The sequence below is a fragment of the Aeromonas oralensis genome (assembly GCF_049665575.1).
Lineage (GTDB): Bacteria > Pseudomonadota > Gammaproteobacteria > Enterobacterales > Aeromonadaceae > Aeromonas > Aeromonas hydrophila.
Genome location: NZ_CP187186.1, coordinates 2,837,500 through 2,852,716, shown reverse-complemented (window position 1 = coordinate 2,852,716; position 15,217 = coordinate 2,837,500). Strand labels below are relative to the sequence as shown.

Sequence of the window (15,217 nt, the reverse complement as noted above, 5' to 3'; positions counted from 1 at the left end):
CTGTTTTGGGGTAACTATCCAGATTTTTCAATGTGATAGGGCCGTCATACGAAGGAACGAATATGGGACATTCCCGCATAACATTGGCAACGCTACTCGCATTGGGTCTGCTGGGCACGGCCCAGGCTGAAGACTCGGCGCGGGAGCCTTTTTTTGTTGAGCTCAAAGGCCCGGACGAGCCGGCTCCGCCCGCCGTCAATTCCCAGCCGCTGGCACAACCCGTCGCCGCTCCCCGCGCCACGTCCCAACCCAGCCGAGCCACGGCCCAGCCGATCGTGCGGCAGGTTGCGAGCAATGCCGGCAGTTATGGCCCCATTCGTCCCACCGATACCCTCTGGAGCCTGGCGAGCAAGTACCGTCCCTCCAGCAGTGTCAGCGTCTACCAGACCATGGTGGCGATCTACGAGAAAAACCCCCGCAGTTTCGCCGATGGCAACATCAACCACATTCTGGTGGGCTCGCGCATCCAGCTGCCCACCACCGCCGATGCCAGCATCATCACCGATGCCGAGGCCCGCGCCAAATTCCGCAGTGACAACGCCAGCTGGAAAGGGCTGAGCCCGAAATACCTGGCGAGCAAGCATACCCAGCCGGCCAAGCCGGTGGCCGTCAAAGCGGCCCCGACCAAGGCGGCCGAGCCGGCCAAACCCGAGGTAGCCAAGGCCGCGCCCGCCAAGGCGGCGCCCATTCCGGCCCCGGCACCCAAGGTGGAGACACCCCAGCCGGCCACCGAGGTGAAGGCGGTTGCCAAGGCTCCCGAGTCGGTAGCCAGCCAGGCGGCTGCCACCAGCGCCGCCACGGCCAGCGCACCGGCGCCGTTGCCGGCCGATGTCAATCAACCGGTCGGCAAGCCTTCCACCGAGATGGCGCTAGCGCTGGAAGATGCCAACGCCCAGCTCGGCCAGGTCACCGAGATGAACCACAGGCTCAAGCTGCGGCTGCAATCACTGACCGAAGAGGTGGAGACCCTCAAGGCCCAGCTGCAGGATCAGACCGCGCTGCAAAAAGAGATTGCCGAGCTCAAGGCCAAGCCGGTTCCGCCGGTGGCGCCGGCCCCCGAGCCCAAGCAGAACTGGCTGATGGACCTGCTCTCCTCGCCGCTCAACCTGGCCATGATCATCCTGTTGCCGGTGCTGCTGGTGCTGGCGCTGGTGACCCTGTGGCTGCGGGCGCGTGCTCGCCGCGAGCTGGAAGAGCAGGAGAAGAGCCTGTCCGAATCCACCGCCATGGTGATGGATCAGGAGAGCAGCGAATTTGACGAGCTGATGACGGTCGGCATCACCGACGACGAGCCGGTACGACCGCGTCCGGATCTCAATACGCCGGATGGCTACATGGCGGTGGAAGAGCCTGCCGCGCCGGCCGACCTGGTGTTCAGCGACGATGGCGAGATGGACCTGGCCAGCTTCGATGCCGAGCCGGCCCCGTCCGCCAAGGCCGCCATCCGGGATCCGGATCTGGTGCCCGAGCTGGATCTGGCCCATGACGAGTCCATCACCCTCGACACCGAGCCGGATCTGGATCTTGCCAGCGAATTCAATCCCAAGCCCAAGGCTGACAACGAGATCATGAGCGAAGAGGAGCTGCAGGCAGCCCTGTTCGCCGAGCTGGACGCAGACCTGGAAGCCGATCTGGCGCTGGATGAGCCCGATGCCGACCCCATGGTCAGCGACGAGGATCTCGCCTCCTTCGATTTGAGCGACTTTGAGACCGCCTTTGCTGAGCCTGACGCCGACAAGGCGGCCAGTGCCCCGGCCGACGCCAGCGCTGATGAGTTGCTGGCGGAGCTGGGGCTGGAGCCCGAGCCGAGCAAGGGGAAACAGGAGGCCGCTGAGGATCTGGAGTGGGATCCCAACGAGTTGGCACTGGCCGATTTCGAGGATGCCTTCGCCGAAGTGGAGTCCCATCCGGGCGAGGTGAAGCCACGGGAACAGGCCCAGGAGAGCGGCTATGTCGAGATCGACAAGCTGCTGGCTGAGGCAGACGCCACCACCACCGAGCAGGAACCCTATCAGGGCTTCTCGCTGGACGTGGGGCTGGATGGCTTCCCCGAGGTGCTGCCGGAGTCCACCGGGTTTGACGTGGATGCCGACGATGGCGGGGTCGGGGCCAAGCTGGATCTGGCCCGTGCTTACCTCGAGATCGACGACAAGGATAGCGCCCGCGAACTGCTGCAAGAAGCGGCGGAGCAGGGTTCCGAGCATCAACGGGCCGAAGCCGAGAAGCTGCTCAAGCGCCTTGGCTAGGGAGCCAGCGCATAGTGGTGAAAGCAGGGGCAGCCGATGGGCTGCCCCTTGTTTTTGGCTCCTGTGTTTTGGCGCCTGGTCCGGCCTGGGCGTTGCTATTTGGGATTTTTGAGGCGAGACGCGTATAATCCGCCCCGTTTCGTTTACCGCCCCTTTTCATCAGAAGACAAGTTTATCCATGCGAATTGCCCTAGGTATTGAATACGACGGCAGCCGGTATTTCGGCTGGCAGCGTCAGCGCGAAGTGATCAGCGTACAGGAGGAGCTGGAAAAGGCCCTCAGCCGGATCGCCAATCACCCCGTCTCCATCCAGTGCGCAGGGCGCACCGATGCCGGTGTCCACGCCACTGGCCAGGTGATCCACTTCGATACCGATGCGAACCGCGCCGAAGGGGCCTGGACCCTGGGCCTCAACTCCAACCTGCCGCCGGACATCGCCGTGCGCTGGGTCAAGCAGGTAGACGAGGGGTTTCATGCCCGCTTCAGCGCCACCGCCCGTCGCTACCGCTACGTCATCTACAACCACAACTACCGGCCGGCCATCCTCGGCAGTGGCGTCAGTCACTACCACGAAACCATCGATGCCGATCTGATGCACCTGGCGGGCCAGAGCCTGCTCGGGGAGCACGACTTCAGCACCTTCCGGGCCGTCGCCTGCCAGTCCAACACTCCGTGGCGCAATGTGACGCACCTCTGTGTCAGCCGCTCCGGCCCCTACATCGTGCTCGACATCAAGGCCAACGCCTTCCTGCACCACATGGTGCGCAACATCACCGGCTCCCTGCTGCTGGTGGGGCAGGGGCTTCAGCCGGTGGAGTGGATTGCCGAGGTGCTGGCAGCCCGGGATCGCAACCTGGCGGGCCCGACTGCCAAGGCGGGGGGACTCTATCTGGTGGACGTGGATTACCCGGCGGAGCTGGGGTTGCCGCGGATGCCGCTGGGGCCGTTGTGGCTGCCGGACTCGGCACCGGGTACGACCAGTTTTTAGTAACTGGCCCCGAAAATTTGTGGTTTAATGATCCGTCATTTATTGCCATCGAGCTATTAAGTCATTGAACAATCTAGGCTCGATGCGTTTTGTCAGGCACAAAAGCATTAAGGAATTCCATGAGCTGGCTTGAGAAGATCCTTCCCAAGAGCAAGATCACTACACCTCGTCGTCACAACATTCCGGAAGGGGTGTGGACCAAGTGCAGTGCTTGTGAACAGGTGCTCTACCGGGCAGAGTTGGAGCGCAATCTCGAAGTGTGCCCCAAGTGTGATCATCATATGCGCATCAGCGCCCGTGCCCGTCTCGAGAGTTTTCTCGACGAGCAGGGCCGCACCGAGATCGGTGCCGAGCTGGAGCCGCAGGATGTCTTGAAATTCAAGGATTCCAAGCGCTACAAGGATCGTTTGTCTGCCGCCCAGAAAGAGACGGGAGAAAAAGATGCGCTGGTGGTGATGAAGGGGACCCTTAAGGGGGTGCCGGTCGTAGCCTGTTCATTCGAGTTCTCCTTCATCGGTGGCTCCATGTCCTCTGTGGTGGGTGCCCGCTTCGTGCGTGCCGTCGAGGAGAGCATCAAGGAAGGTCGCGGTCTGGTCTGTTTCTCCACCTCGGGTGGTGCCCGCATGCAGGAGGCGTTGTTCTCCCTGATGCAGATGGCCAAGACCAGTGCGGCGCTGGACCGACTCTCCAAGGCCGGTCTGCCCTATATATCCGTACTGACCGACCCCACCATGGGTGGCGTCTCCGCCAGTCTGGCCATGCTGGGTGACATCAACGTGGGCGAGCCCAAGGCACTGATCGGCTTTGCCGGTCCGCGCGTCATCGAGCAGACCGTGCGCGAGAAGCTGCCGGAAGGCTTCCAGCGTTCCGAGTTCCTGCTGGAGAAGGGCGCCATCGACCTCATCATCGATCGCCGCGAGATGCGCAACCGTCTGGCCAGCCTGCTCGCCAAAATGCTGAATACTCACGTCATCGAAGAGTGAAGATGAGTTCCAACATGCAACAATCCCAAAGCCGGTCGCTGGTCGACTGGCTTTCTTATTTGGAGCAGATCCACCCGGTCAACATCGACATGGGGCTGGATCGGGTCGGTGCCGTGGCCCATCGCATGGGTCTTACCCAACTGCCGTTCAAGGTGATCACGGTGGCGGGCACCAATGGCAAGGGCTCCAGCTGTGCCATGGCGGCCAGCATACTGATGGAAGCCGGCTACCAGGTCGGCGTCTACTCCTCTCCCCATTTGCTGCGCTTCACCGAGCGGGTGCGGATCAACGGGGCCGAACTGGCCGACAGCGATCACTGTACCGCCTTTGCCGAGGTGGAAGCGGCCCGCGGCGAGATTGCCCTTACCTTCTTCGAGTTCGCCACCCTGGCGGGCTTGTGGCTGTTCCGCCGCGCCGTGCCCGATGTGCTGCTGCTGGAAGTGGGGCTGGGCGGTCGGCTGGATGCCACCAATGTGGTGGAATCCGATGTCGCCATGATCACCTCCATTGCGCTCGATCACTGCGACTGGCTCGGGGATACCCGCGAGGCGGTGGCGGTGGAGAAGGCGGGGGTGTATCGCGCCGGCAAACCCGCCATCAGCGGTGAGCCCAATCCGCCCGTCACCATCGCCAGCGAGGCGGCGCGCCTCGGTGCCTGCCTGCGTCAGGTCGGCATTGATTTTCGTGGCGATGAGCACGCCAGCGGCTGGGATTATCACGGCCTTCATCAGTGGCGCGACCTACCCAAACCGGCCCTGCCGCTGATGAACGCGGTCACCGTGCTGGCGGCGCTGGAGTCCCTCGGCCTGCCGCTGCCGGAAGAGGCTATTCGGCAAGGGCTGGCCAATGCCCGGCTGGCGGGGCGGATGCAGCAACTGCAAAGTGCGCCGCTGGTCATCGTCGATGTGGCCCACAACCCCCATTCTGCCGCCTATCTGGCAGCCCAGCTGCGCAAGATGCCCTGCACCGGCGTGCGCCGCGCCGTGGTCGGCATGCTCAAGGACAAGGACATGGCGGGGTCGCTCGCCGAGCTTGATGGTCTCATCGGTGAATGGTATCTGGCCAGCTTGACCGGCCCGCGGGCGGCGAGTGCGGCCCAGCTGGCGGCCGCCCTTGGCAGCGAGCGGGGGCCGGCGACCACCTTTGACAGCGTGGGGCAGGCCTATGCTGCTGCGTTGGCCGCATCGAGTCCTGATGATATGGTCATTGTGTTTGGTTCGTTTTACACTGTTGCCGACATTCTGGCGGGTGTCGCCGTCTAGGCCACACCCCGGCTCCCCGGCCCTCTGGCGGGGAGCCGAATCGCATATTGAGTTACGTAAAGGTAGGATTCAACTTGGCCTCTAAGTTTCAAAACCGTCTGGTGGGCACCGTCATCCTGGTGGCCCTGGTTGTCATTTTTCTGCCGGATTTGATGGACGGCCACAAGCTGGAGCAGAAGGAAGAGGCGTTTGCCAAGATCCCGCTGCGCCCGGAGCTGGAGCCCGCCAAGCCCGCCTTGCAGGTATCGGCCGCCAGCACCCTGCCGGCGGAACACCTGGCCAGCCAGCAGCAGGCCTCTGCTGCCCAGCAGTGGCAGGTGGAAGAGGTATCTGAGCCGGTAACCCTGGGGGCCAAGCAGGGCCAGCCGCCGGTGCAACAACCGGCCGCCAAGCCGGTGACCCAGCCCGTCACTCCGCCTGTGGTCAAGCCCCAGCCCAAGCCTGAGGTGATCGCCAAGAAACCGGTGGAGCAGCCCAAGCCCAAGGTGGTGCCGCCCAAGCCGGTCGAAGTGCAAAAACCGGTTGAGAACAAGCCACAGGCGGGCCAGATCAAGTCGATGGACGATCTCATCGCCAGCAAGATGGGGCAACCGACCGCGACAACAGCCCCGGCTCCTGCCGCTGCTGCACCGGCCCAGGGCAGCTGGATCCTGCAGCTCGGCGCCTTCAAGAACGTCGACAGCGTCAATGCGCTGGTGGGCAAGCTGCGGGCTGCGGGCTACTCGGCGCACACCTCGCCGCGTACGCCTGTCCAGGGTCAGCTCAACCGGGTCTTCATCGGGCCGGATGTCTCCAAGGCCAAGCTGCAGGGCATGCAGAGCCGCATCGGCCAGATGACCGGCTTGAGTGGTTCCGTGGTGGCTTACAACCCTTAACAGGGTCGACAAGGTAAAAAAATACCGCGCTGCATCTTGGATGGGCGCGGTATTTTTTTAGATGCATTTCACCGGTTTGGGCAGGCCGCCAATCTTGGTGGCCTGCTTGGCGGGGCCTTCCGGGAACAGCTTGTAGAGGTAGCGGCTGTTGCCCTTCTCGGGGCCGTACTGCTTCTCCATTGCCTTGACCAGGGCGCGGATGGCGGGGGAGGTGTTGAACTCCAGATAGAAGGCGCGCACAAAGCGCACCACTTCCCAGTGCGGCTCCTCCAGCACGATACCTTCCTGCTCGGCCAGTACCAGCGCCAGCGCCTCGCTCCAGTCGTTGCTGTTGAGCAGATAACCCTTGGCATCGGTGTCGATGAGTTGGCCGTTGAATTCCAGCTGGTGATGCTCGGACATGGTGGGCTCCTTGTGGCCTGTCAGGATTGGGCGGGCATGGTAGCGCCTTGTTCCCGGGTGAGCAACCGGCTCTCGTTGGCCAGGGTGAGTAACTCATCGGCCAGCTGGCTGATGAGGTTGAGCTGCTGGGTCAGCATCAGCTGCTCCTCGCTGCTGTCGGGGGTGATGACCGGGCACTGCCCCTCGATCTGCTCCGGCATCTCTCCCGCCAGATGGCCGGCAGCCCGCTCCAGGGTGTGGCTCAGGTGACGGCTGATCTCGTCCAGCTCGCCGATGGCCTCCAGCTTGTCGCGATGGGCTCCCAGCGCCGAGATGTAGGAGAGCAGGGCGTGGTTGCGCCAGGTGAGGGTGAAGCAGAGGTCGAGAAAACGACGGCGCTTTTGCGGCTCCACCAGCATGCTCTGCCAGGCCATGGCCAGCTCGCTGTCCGCCAGATGGGCGCTCTTGCGCGCCACCCGGTAGTCGATGGACTCATCCCGCTGCTGCTGCAGGCTGGCGAGCACCGCCGAGAGGTAGCGGGCGTTGGCCGAGAGCGAGTTGGCGATCAGGGTTGGCAGCCGCTTGTACTGCCAGTCCGGCCACAGCCAGGCCACCAGAGCGTAGGAGAGCAGGCAGCCGAGGAAGGTATCGAGAATGCGCGGCCCCAGGATGGCGAAGCCGATGCCGTCCAGCAGGTTGAACGCCATCAACACGTAGAGGGTGATGAAGCAGACCGCGGCGCTGTAGTTGCTGCGCACCTGGGTGAAGAACAGGAAGGCGGCCAGCCCCATCACCACCAGCTGCACGTGCAATTCCGGGAACAGCCAGAGCACCGGGATCCCCACCAGCAGGCCGGCGAAGGTACCGAGCATGCGCTGCACCAGCCGGCGACGGGTGGCGCTGTAGCTCGGCTGACAGACGAACAGCACGGTCAGCAGGATCCAGTAACCCTTGTCCAGGTGGAACGCCTGCAGGATGCCATAGCCCACCACCAGCCCGAGCGACAGCCGCAGGGCATGGCGAAACACCATGGAGTTGGGGGTCAGGTGCTGTTTGAGCTGGATCAGCAGCGGCAGGCGGGCGGGCCTGGCCAGGGGCGGCAGGTTCTGCGGCGCCTGCTCGGGATTTTGCAGCTCCTCGGCGCTTTGCAGCAGCTGGTTGATGCTGGCCAGATTGCGGCGCAGGAACTTCATCGGCGTCAGCAGGGTTTTCGGGTAGTGCTGCTTGAGGTGGGTGAACTCCAGCTGATCGCCAAGGGCCTCCAGCGTCCAGTGGATGCGCTTGTTGTGGGCATAGGGCTTGTGCACCAGGATGGCGTAGCCGAGCCGCTGACACGCCTCGGAGAGCTGCAGGAACACCTCCTGGAAGCCGTCAAGCACGATGCCCTGCTTGAGCTCGGCCTCCAGCTTGCTGTAGGGGTAGTGGCTGGAAGTGGCCCGCTCGTGGATCTCCAGCGCCAGCAGGTAGAGGCGCAGCAGGCTGGCCAGCTCGGGGGAGGCCCGGTGACGGGTGCTGAGGCGGGCGTTGAGCGCCGACTTGGTGAGCGTCAGGGCGTTGACCAGGTTGATGTTGAGCTGGGCCAGGTTGTGACGAATGGCCTGGGCGCCGTGCTCGTCGGCCGGGAAGAAGCGGGATTTTTCCAGTAGATAGCGGGAGAGGGCAAAGTAACTCTGGGCCAGCTGCTCGTGCAGGGTCTTGTAGGGCAGCAGCCAGAGCCAGATCAGCGACACCAGGCCATACCAGAGTGCTCCGGCGCCGAGGGCCAGCGGCTGATAGAAGAGATCCGGTGCCTTGGCGGCCCCCAGCATGGTGTAGATGGCGATGAGCAGGGAGCCGAAGCTGATGGTGGCGTAGCGCTGACCGAGCGCCCCCACCATCACGAAGATAAAGGTGGAACCTGCCAGTCCCAGGGCAAACAGCCAGGGCGTGGGGAAGAGGTACTGCACGCACAGGGAGGCGAACAGGAAGCAGAGCAGGGTCATGGCGAGGTTCTTGACTCGGCCCCACAGACTGTCGTCGGTCTCGGCGATGGCACCGGCCACCACTCCGAGGGAGAGCAGCACGGTGAGCTGGATGTCGCCGGTCGCCAGAGTGAAGGCAAGCAGCCCCATGATGGCCAGCAGTACCTTGAGGGCGAAATAGATATGACTGTCAGTCAGCAAACGGCGCAACAGGCCAGAGAAATCCGTGGGCATGGGAGAGCGCAACCCTTGAGCGAAACGAAAACCAGAGCATAACCGGTCAACAACGAAACGGCCCTGATTTGGATCAGGGCCACTTCGCTTCATATCCTTGATTTACAACTTATCCTGACAGAAACAGGAGCCAATAAAAACCCCGCCGAAGCGGGGTGTTTGATTAGTTGCGGTTGCCGCCAAGCAGACTCAGCAGGCTCAGGAAGATGTTGTAGATGGAGACGTACAGGGTGACGGTGGCGGAGATATAGTTGGTCTCGCCGCCGCGCACGATCTGCTGGGTGGTCAGCAGGATGGCGCCGGAGGAGAACAGCATGAACATGGCGGACAGGGCCAGGCTCAGGGCGCTCATCTGCAGGAAGATGTTGGCGATCATGGCCACCAGCAGGACCCAGAAACCGACGAACAGCATGCCGCCGATGAAGGAGAGGTCACGCTTGGTGGTCAGGGCATAGGCCGACAGACCGAAGAAGGTGAGCGCGGTGCCGCCGAGCGCGGTCATCACTATCTCGCCGCCGCCGTTGTTCATGTACATGTTGATGATGGGGCCCAGGCTGTAGCCCAGCAGACCGGTCAGGGCGAAGGTGAACACCAGCCCCATGCCGTTTTCGCGATTCTTCTCGGTCAGGAACATCAGACCGTAGACGCCGATGAGGAAGATGGCCCAGTGCAGGGGCGGCATGTTCATCACGGTGGCTACCCCGGCCACCACGGCAGAGAAGCCAAGAGTGAGGGAGAGCAGCATATAGGTGTTGCGCAGTACCTTGTTGGTATCGCGCGCGGCACTCTGGGTGCCGGTATAGATAGAACGGGTATCCATCTTGGGTGTCCTCTTGATTTCCGGGGTGAGGCGGCAATCCGCCTCGTTAACGCATTGTATGCACTGAATGTCGGGATGACGAGCGCTGATTTCAAGCCCCACCCCAGCCTATTACCCCCTACTATCCCAAATCAAATATGTATTGCATATGAACAAGGGGCTGACGTAGTATGCACGCCGTTCGGAGGGGTGGCAGAGCGGCTGAATGCACCGGTCTTGAAAACCGGCGATGGGCGACCATCCGTGGGTTCAAATCCCACCTCCTCCGCCATCTTCAGAAAAGCCCCCGGCAACCAACTTGGTTGCCGGGGGCTTTTTGCTATCTATGTGCTCAACATTTAGCAGTGAAGAGCTGCCGAGTGTCGATTGTTTGACAAAGTCGTGGACGGTTGGCTGTCCAGCGTCAAGGCTTGCGCCTGATGTAGCATGCGGCTAATCAAATCTACCATGATGTCTTGGTTGAGCTTATCGAGCCACTCGCGAGCCCAGAGCAGGGTATTACGTTCATCTGTGTTGCTGAGCTGGAGTGTTGGCCAATCAGCCATGTTGGTGAGCGATGTGGTCTGAATATCGCCCAATGAAATGAACAGGGTGACCAGCCGATCCTGCTGCCTGATATGAAGAGTGAAGGGGCCCGCCGGGATGTCCAGTCCATCTGCATGTTGATAGTGTGGAGGCAGGTAAAGATGGCGGCAGAGGCCGGATAGCATGGCATCGAATGTCATGGGAATTCCTGGCTGGTGGTGTGAAAAATGGACGTTGCTTGTGGCCATAAATTAGCCATCAATGCTCTGTCTGGCGTGCCGGCTGGGGAGCGTCTATCTGCTGCGAGCAGCCGCCACTCGTCGGTAGACAGTTGCTTGAGTTGATAGACATCCAGTTGCCTGACCAGTCGGGTCAATCGGGAATTGAGTTCCATACCCATCTCTTCGTGTGGTTGATGATTGGCGCACAGGATCGCAAGAACAGGGGTCAACTGGATATTAATTGAAGCCGGATATTTTTAGGTGAAGCGGTGCACAGATAACCCAATGGTGGTTACCATTGCGGCCCTTCGTTTTGGCGCCACTGCTCCAGCCAGCGCAGCACCTCGGCGGTCGCTTCGATCTGATCGGCAGGAATGTAGCTGTTGATCAGCGCATCTCGATAGAGGGCACGGGCCAATGGGATACGCTGCAACACAGGAATACCTTCCTCTTCTGCTATCTTGCGAACCTGAAGTGCCTGGGCATCGGTGAATTTGAGTGTCACCACTGGCAGGGGGGTCTCACCTCGCTCGTAGCGGATGCCGATGGCAATATGGGTCGGGTTGGCGACGATGACTGAGGAACGCTTCACGTCGGCACGCATGTTGCTCGACTGCAGCTCCTGATGGAATTGACGGCGCTTGCTCTTGATCTCTGGACTCCCTTCCATTTCTTTGTATTCCCGTTTTACCTCGTCCTTGCTCATCTTGAGTTGCTTGGTGTGCTGATAGTGTTCGAAGGCGTAGTCGGCGATGGCGATCACCACGAAGCCCATGGCGCAGACCGCCATCAGCTGGCCCAGCATGCCTCCCAGCACAGGAGGAATACAGCTCATGCCGCACCCTGGCAGCTGCAACAGCGCCTGCAGGTTGCCTTCTATGGTGATCCAGACCAGCAGGCTGAGTAGGGTGACCTTGAGCAGGGATTTGACGAACTCCATCAGGCTCTTGATGGAGAAAATCTTCTTGGCCCCTTCCACCGGGTTGATCTTCTTGATGTCCGGTTTGATGGACTCGCCGCTCAGCAGAAAGCCGTACTGGGCAAAGTGGGAGACGAGCACCACCAGTACCGAGACGCCGAGCAGCGGGATGCAGAGATAAGCCATCTCCTGCATCAGGTTTTCCAGCACATGGTTGAGGGCCTGAGTAAATGGGAGGTTGAGATGGGACTCTGGGATCAGCATCAATTTGCCCAAGTGTTCCAGATAGTAATCGGACATCGCCATCAACATGCCGATAAGACTCAAAATGATGGCGGTGGAAACCACCTCCTTGCTTTTGACCACCTGACCCTTTTTGCGTGCGTCTCGCAATTTTTTAGGGGTGGGCAGCTCGGTTTTCTCTCCGCTCATCGCGCCTCCAGAATAGGGATCAGCAGTCGCAGCGGATCCATGACCGCCAGCATCTGCCTATAGGCGTGGTCCATCATCAACTTGATGTAGATAACCAGCAACAGACTGGCAACGGCGCTTTTGATGGGCATTGCCAGTACGAAGACGTTGAGGGAGGGGGCAAAGCGGCTGATGAGTGCCAGCCCGAATTCAGCCAAAAACATGGCGATAAGCAGCGGTGCTGCCAGCAGAGCGCAAAGCAGCAGCATCTGGCTGAACTGGCTGTAGAAGAAGCTGACCCAGTGATCGCCGATGGTGGGGAAGAAGTGTGCGACAGGCCAGCTGGCATAGCTCTGAAACAGAGCAGAAAGGAGGGCAAGAAAGGCACCGCTGGCAAAGAAGAGGGTGATAAGAGTCTGGGTCAGCAATAGTCCGGTCGGACTGGTTTGGCTGGCAAGACTCGGGTTGAAAATGGAGGCCATGGCCGCGCCACGCTGGTTGTCGATGAGAAAGCCGCTTGCCTCGATAGCCCAGAAGGGGATGGCGGCCACAAAGCCGATCAGCAGGCCCAGCAGTACTTCCTTTGCTACCAGCAGGGCAAGATCCAGTGCTGTGATGGTGGGTGGCAACGTGTCGGCCACCATGGGGTAGGCAAAGAGGGCCAGCGAACAGATTACGCCATTGCGGATCATTGCCCCCCCAGCATCTGTTTGCTCAGTACCGGCAACATGACGAAACAGCTGATAAAGCGCGGCAGCAACAGGGTGTAGGCCAGCATCTGGCCCTGCAGGCTATCCAGGTTCATTGGATCTGAGGCACCTTGAATAGCACCATGTCGGCAAAGCTGTAGAGTTCGTTGCCAAGCCAGGCGGTAGTGGCAAACAGGGTGATCACCACGGCAATCAGTTTGGCGACGAAGCCCAGGGTTTGTTCTTGGATCTGGGTCAAGGCTTGCAATAAAGAGACAAGCGTCCCCACCAGCGCTGCCACCAACACCGGCGGCATGGAGAGGATCAGCACCAGCCAGAGGGTCTGGCTGGTGAAGTGGAGGATATCGGCGTGACTCATATTAGCCTCCGTAACTGATGACCAGCCCGTGGGTGAGGCGGGCCCAGCCATCGAGCAGCACAAACAGCAGCAGCTTGAAGGGGAGTGAGATGGTCATGGGGGAGACCATCATCATCCCCATCGCCAACAGAATGTTGGAGATGATGAGATCGATGGCGATAAAGGGGAGATAAATCAGGAACCCTATCTCGAAGGCCCGGCTCAACTCGCTCACGGTAAAAGCAGGCAGCAGGATCAGCAGACTGTCGGGCTCCAGCCGGTCGGCATACTCGCTGGGCCAAAGCTGTTTGGTGCTGTCGATGAAGAAGGCGTGCTCCCGCGGCTTGATCTGTTTTTTCAGGAAAGTGCGATAGGGGGCCATTCCCTCGTCGAGAAACTTCTCCACCGATTCGGATTTGGCCAGCGATACCTCGTTTTGGCGCAGGTAATCCTGGGTTGCAAAACCGACCGGCGCCATCACATAGATGCTGAGGATGATGGCCAGTCCGTACATCGCCATGTTGGGGGGGATCTGCTGTACCCCCAGGGCGTTGCGCAGCAGCGAAAAGACCACCGCTAGCTTGACGAAGGAGGTAGCCATCACGGCAATAAAGGGGAGCAGCGCCAGCAGCGCCAGCCCGACGATAAGGTTTAGCTCGTCTGGCAGCTGGATCATGACGCTGGCTCGCTCTTGAGGCTCTCGACCCGCACACCGAGTCGCCCCTGGATCTCAACCAGTCTGCCGCTACCGAGCTGATGGCCATTGCTGATGATGCGTACCTCGCCATCGATGGGGGTGCCTAGATCGATAAGGGAACCCGGTTGCAAGGTGGTCAGAGAGTGCCAGTCCAGAGTCTGGCGGCCCACTTCAAAGGTAACTTGGATGGGGAGGTTATCCAGCTGGGTGGCATCGAGATTGTCATCGGCGGCGTTGTGCATGGCAGTCAGTTCCAGATGTTGTTGATGGGGAAGGCAATAGGCAAAGGGTCGCCCCTCGACACAGAGCAGCAATTGCTGGCCGAGCAACGGGTGAGGCGGCGGCAACAACACATCGCCGCAGGTCAACGCCTCAAGCTCGCTGATGGCGACCCGCATCGCCCCCCACTGCAAGGAGAGGATTAGGGGCTGCGCCAGGCGCTGTTGGCTTGGTCGTGTGGGCAGCTTGCCAAACAGCGGACCGGGTTCGGCAAGCCAGAAGGCGAGAGTGGCCCCCTCCCGCTTGAGCAGCAGCTGCAGTGCCGGCTGACCGGCGGCTTCGTTGGTGGCGAGCGGAGCCAACGCCGAGCAGCTGAGGCCGCCAAGGGGTTGCCCGAGGCGCTCGATCAGCGCCAGTTGCAACGACGCTGGCAGACTGAACAGGGCTGCCTGCTGCAGGTCTGGCGCAAGCCAGCGGGTCAGTTCGGCGCCATGGCACAAAAGCGGCAGCGAGAGCCCCTGCCACTGCAGTTGCAACCGGTAGTCGAGGGACGCTGGCTGCGATGCGATGGCGAGTATGAGCTCGCCACCGCTCCAGCCATAGTGGTGGCGGCACTGGCTGAGCCGCTGTTGCAGGGTCAGCTCCGCTGGTGAGGCGGAGGTAAAGGCAATCGATGTCATGCGTCGGCATCCCATTCGTCATAGATGGATCGTTTCTGGCGCGACCCCTGCTCGCTGTCGCCCCGGGTAAAGAGATCAACAGCGACTCGCTCACCGGGGTATAGACGTTGCAAGCGATCGATAAGCTCACTGCGACCCTGATTGAGCAGCTGGGAGCCCTGTTCGCTGGCCAGCATCTCCACCTGCAGCATGCCCTGATGGCGCTCGATGCGGATGGTGAGTTCCCCGAGCGCGGGCAGAGAGAGTTGCAGCAGAGGGGGCGCTCCAGGCGACCCAGTTCAAGGTGCATATCCACCGCCAGTCGGCTGATCAACTGGCCCAGTTCGTGATGATCGAAACTGTGCGTTACCCGGGCCAGCAGCAGATCTCCCGGCGTGGTCGCGAGAGGAGGAACCCGGATGGCCGAACCGGCAAAGTTCTCTCTCGCAAGCAACTCCTCCTCACTGGCCACTGGCACCAGTTCGGTAGGTTCATCTTCTGTTTGCAGCCGTTCGCTGACCTCAGGCCGAGTGGCCAGTTCGCCAGGTTCTTGCAGTTTGTTGCTGTCTCTTAGCTGGATACTCTCGACGGGCTTTTCGCTCTGCTGTAGCCGGATGAGTATTTCGTTTGGCATAGGCAGTGTCTGGTCCAAGGCACATTCATCGACTTTGTCCCGAGTGTCCGAGTCGTCTGCTACAGGTAACTTGTGAGGATTGGTCAGCAGGTTGCTCTCTATTGACAATGTATCCTGTCGTGGTTTGGCTTGGGT

General features: G+C 61.1%; 15 protein-coding genes, 1 tRNA gene and 1 pseudogene. 6 read left to right on the top strand and 11 right to left on the bottom strand.

Going from position 1 to position 15,217, the window contains the following annotated elements:
* Window positions 1-62: 62 nt before the first annotated feature.
* From ACPDZI_RS13295 to dedD, 5 genes are all read left to right on the top strand, one after another.
* Entirely contained in the window at window positions 63-2,246 is a 2,184-nt protein-coding gene (locus tag ACPDZI_RS13295; RefSeq protein WP_438833284.1) for a FimV/HubP family polar landmark protein, read from the top strand.
* Between the two features lie 178 nt (window positions 2,247-2,424).
* On the top strand, window positions 2,425-3,234 hold the full coding sequence (gene truA / locus ACPDZI_RS13290; RefSeq protein ID WP_102988490.1) for a tRNA pseudouridine(38-40) synthase TruA: 810 nt from the start codon (window positions 2,425-2,427) through the stop codon (window positions 3,232-3,234).
* A gap of 119 nt (window positions 3,235-3,353) precedes the next feature.
* Window positions 3,354-4,217 (top strand): acetyl-CoA carboxylase, carboxyltransferase subunit beta, encoded by an 864-nt coding sequence (accD, locus tag ACPDZI_RS13285; RefSeq protein WP_011706493.1) that lies wholly within the window; start codon window positions 3,354-3,356, stop codon window positions 4,215-4,217.
* Between the two features lie 2 nt (window positions 4,218-4,219).
* Window positions 4,220-5,479, top strand: a complete 1,260-nt coding sequence (folC, locus tag ACPDZI_RS13280; protein ID WP_411637047.1) for a bifunctional tetrahydrofolate synthase/dihydrofolate synthase — start codon at window positions 4,220-4,222, stop codon at window positions 5,477-5,479.
* Between the two features lie 74 nt (window positions 5,480-5,553).
* Entirely contained in the window at window positions 5,554-6,354 is an 801-nt protein-coding gene (dedD, locus tag ACPDZI_RS13275; protein WP_216989536.1) for a cell division protein DedD, read from the top strand.
* A gap of 57 nt (window positions 6,355-6,411) precedes the next feature.
* Here dedD and ACPDZI_RS13270 read toward each other — a convergent pair whose 3' ends face one another.
* From ACPDZI_RS13270 to ACPDZI_RS13260, 3 genes are all read right to left on the bottom strand, one after another.
* Window positions 6,412-6,756, bottom strand: coding sequence for a TusE/DsrC/DsvC family sulfur relay protein (locus tag ACPDZI_RS13270; protein WP_017407983.1), 345 nt, complete (start codon window positions 6,754-6,756; stop codon window positions 6,412-6,414).
* Between the two features lie 20 nt (window positions 6,757-6,776).
* On the bottom strand, window positions 6,777-8,930 hold the full coding sequence (yccS, locus tag ACPDZI_RS13265; RefSeq protein WP_438833282.1) for a YccS family putative transporter: 2,154 nt from the start codon (window positions 8,928-8,930) through the stop codon (window positions 6,777-6,779).
* A gap of 163 nt (window positions 8,931-9,093) precedes the next feature.
* On the bottom strand, window positions 9,094-9,750 hold the full coding sequence (locus ACPDZI_RS13260; protein WP_016351136.1) for a Bax inhibitor-1/YccA family protein: 657 nt from the start codon (window positions 9,748-9,750) through the stop codon (window positions 9,094-9,096).
* 183 nt (window positions 9,751-9,933) lie between these two features.
* On the opposite strand from ACPDZI_RS13260, the gene ACPDZI_RS13255 reads away from it, so the two are divergent.
* Window positions 9,934-10,021: transfer RNA gene (locus tag ACPDZI_RS13255), tRNA-Ser, on the top strand.
* Window positions 10,022-10,088: 67 nt separating this feature from the next.
* Here ACPDZI_RS13255 and ACPDZI_RS13250 read toward each other — a convergent pair.
* The 8 genes and pseudogenes from ACPDZI_RS13250 to ACPDZI_RS13215 all read right to left on the bottom strand — a co-directional run bounded on the left by ACPDZI_RS13250 (window position 10,089) and on the right by ACPDZI_RS13215 (window position 14,678).
* Window positions 10,089-10,475, bottom strand: a complete 387-nt coding sequence (locus ACPDZI_RS13250; protein ID WP_438833281.1) for a hypothetical protein — start codon at window positions 10,473-10,475, stop codon at window positions 10,089-10,091.
* On the bottom strand, window positions 10,472-10,669 hold the full coding sequence (locus ACPDZI_RS13245) for a hypothetical protein (protein WP_438833280.1): 198 nt from the start codon (window positions 10,667-10,669) through the stop codon (window positions 10,472-10,474). The genes ACPDZI_RS13250 and ACPDZI_RS13245 overlap by 4 nt, the downstream gene beginning before the upstream one ends.
* A gap of 119 nt (window positions 10,670-10,788) precedes the next feature.
* Window positions 10,789-11,847, bottom strand: a complete 1,059-nt coding sequence (gene sctU / locus ACPDZI_RS13240; protein ID WP_438833279.1) for a type III secretion system export apparatus subunit SctU — start codon at window positions 11,845-11,847, stop codon at window positions 10,789-10,791.
* Window positions 11,844-12,631 (bottom strand): annotated as a pseudogene (gene sctT, locus ACPDZI_RS13235) (type III secretion system export apparatus subunit SctT). Before sctT ends, sctU begins: the two are co-directional and overlap by 4 nt.
* The gene (gene ascS, locus ACPDZI_RS13230; protein ID WP_017408012.1) at window positions 12,628-12,894 is read right to left on the bottom strand and encodes a SctS family type III secretion system export apparatus subunit AscS; all 267 of its coding nucleotides are present in this window, start codon (window positions 12,892-12,894) and stop codon (window positions 12,628-12,630) included. Before ascS ends, sctT begins: the two are co-directional and overlap by 4 nt.
* 1 nt (window position 12,895) lies before the next feature.
* Entirely contained in the window at window positions 12,896-13,549 is a 654-nt protein-coding gene (gene ascR, locus ACPDZI_RS13225) for a SctR family type III secretion system export apparatus subunit AscR (RefSeq protein WP_207137792.1), read from the bottom strand.
* On the bottom strand, window positions 13,546-14,469 hold the full coding sequence (gene sctQ / locus ACPDZI_RS13220) for a type III secretion system cytoplasmic ring protein SctQ (protein WP_438833278.1): 924 nt from the start codon (window positions 14,467-14,469) through the stop codon (window positions 13,546-13,548). The genes ascR and sctQ overlap by 4 nt, the downstream gene beginning before the upstream one ends.
* Complete coding sequence (locus tag ACPDZI_RS13215) at window positions 14,466-14,678, bottom strand: type III secretion system needle length determinant (RefSeq protein WP_438834578.1); 213 nt, start codon at window positions 14,676-14,678, stop codon at window positions 14,466-14,468. Before ACPDZI_RS13215 ends, sctQ begins: the two co-directional genes overlap by 4 nt.
* Between the last annotated feature and the right edge of the window lie 539 nt (window positions 14,679-15,217).

Excerpts from the sequence above, each read along its gene's own strand:
- ACPDZI_RS13295 (WP_438833284.1), top strand. The coding sequence starts at position 63 with ATGGGACATTCCCGCATAACATTGGCAACGCTACTCGCATTGGGTCTG.
- truA (WP_102988490.1), top strand. The coding sequence starts at position 2,425 with ATGCGAATTGCCCTAGGTATTGAATACGACGGCAGCCGGTATTTCGGC.
- accD (WP_011706493.1), top strand. The coding sequence starts at position 3,354 with ATGAGCTGGCTTGAGAAGATCCTTCCCAAGAGCAAGATCACTACACCT.
- folC (WP_411637047.1), top strand. The coding sequence starts at position 4,220 with ATGAGTTCCAACATGCAACAATCCCAAAGCCGGTCGCTGGTCGACTGG.
- ACPDZI_RS13270 (WP_017407983.1), bottom strand. The coding sequence starts at position 6,756 with ATGTCCGAGCATCACCAGCTGGAATTCAACGGCCAACTCATCGACACC.
- yccS (WP_438833282.1), bottom strand. The coding sequence starts at position 8,930 with ATGCCCACGGATTTCTCTGGCCTGTTGCGCCGTTTGCTGACTGACAGT.
- ACPDZI_RS13260 (WP_016351136.1), bottom strand. The coding sequence starts at position 9,750 with ATGGATACCCGTTCTATCTATACCGGCACCCAGAGTGCCGCGCGCGAT.
- ACPDZI_RS13250 (WP_438833281.1), bottom strand. The coding sequence starts at position 10,475 with ATGACATTCGATGCCATGCTATCCGGCCTCTGCCGCCATCTTTACCTG.
- ACPDZI_RS13245 (WP_438833280.1), bottom strand. The coding sequence starts at position 10,669 with ATGGAACTCAATTCCCGATTGACCCGACTGGTCAGGCAACTGGATGTC.
- sctU (WP_438833279.1), bottom strand. The coding sequence starts at position 11,847 with ATGAGCGGAGAGAAAACCGAGCTGCCCACCCCTAAAAAATTGCGAGAC.
- ascS (WP_017408012.1), bottom strand. The coding sequence starts at position 12,894 with ATGAGTCACGCCGATATCCTCCACTTCACCAGCCAGACCCTCTGGCTG.
- ascR (WP_207137792.1), bottom strand. The coding sequence starts at position 13,549 with ATGATCCAGCTGCCAGACGAGCTAAACCTTATCGTCGGGCTGGCGCTG.
- sctQ (WP_438833278.1), bottom strand. The coding sequence starts at position 14,469 with ATGACATCGATTGCCTTTACCTCCGCCTCACCAGCGGAGCTGACCCTG.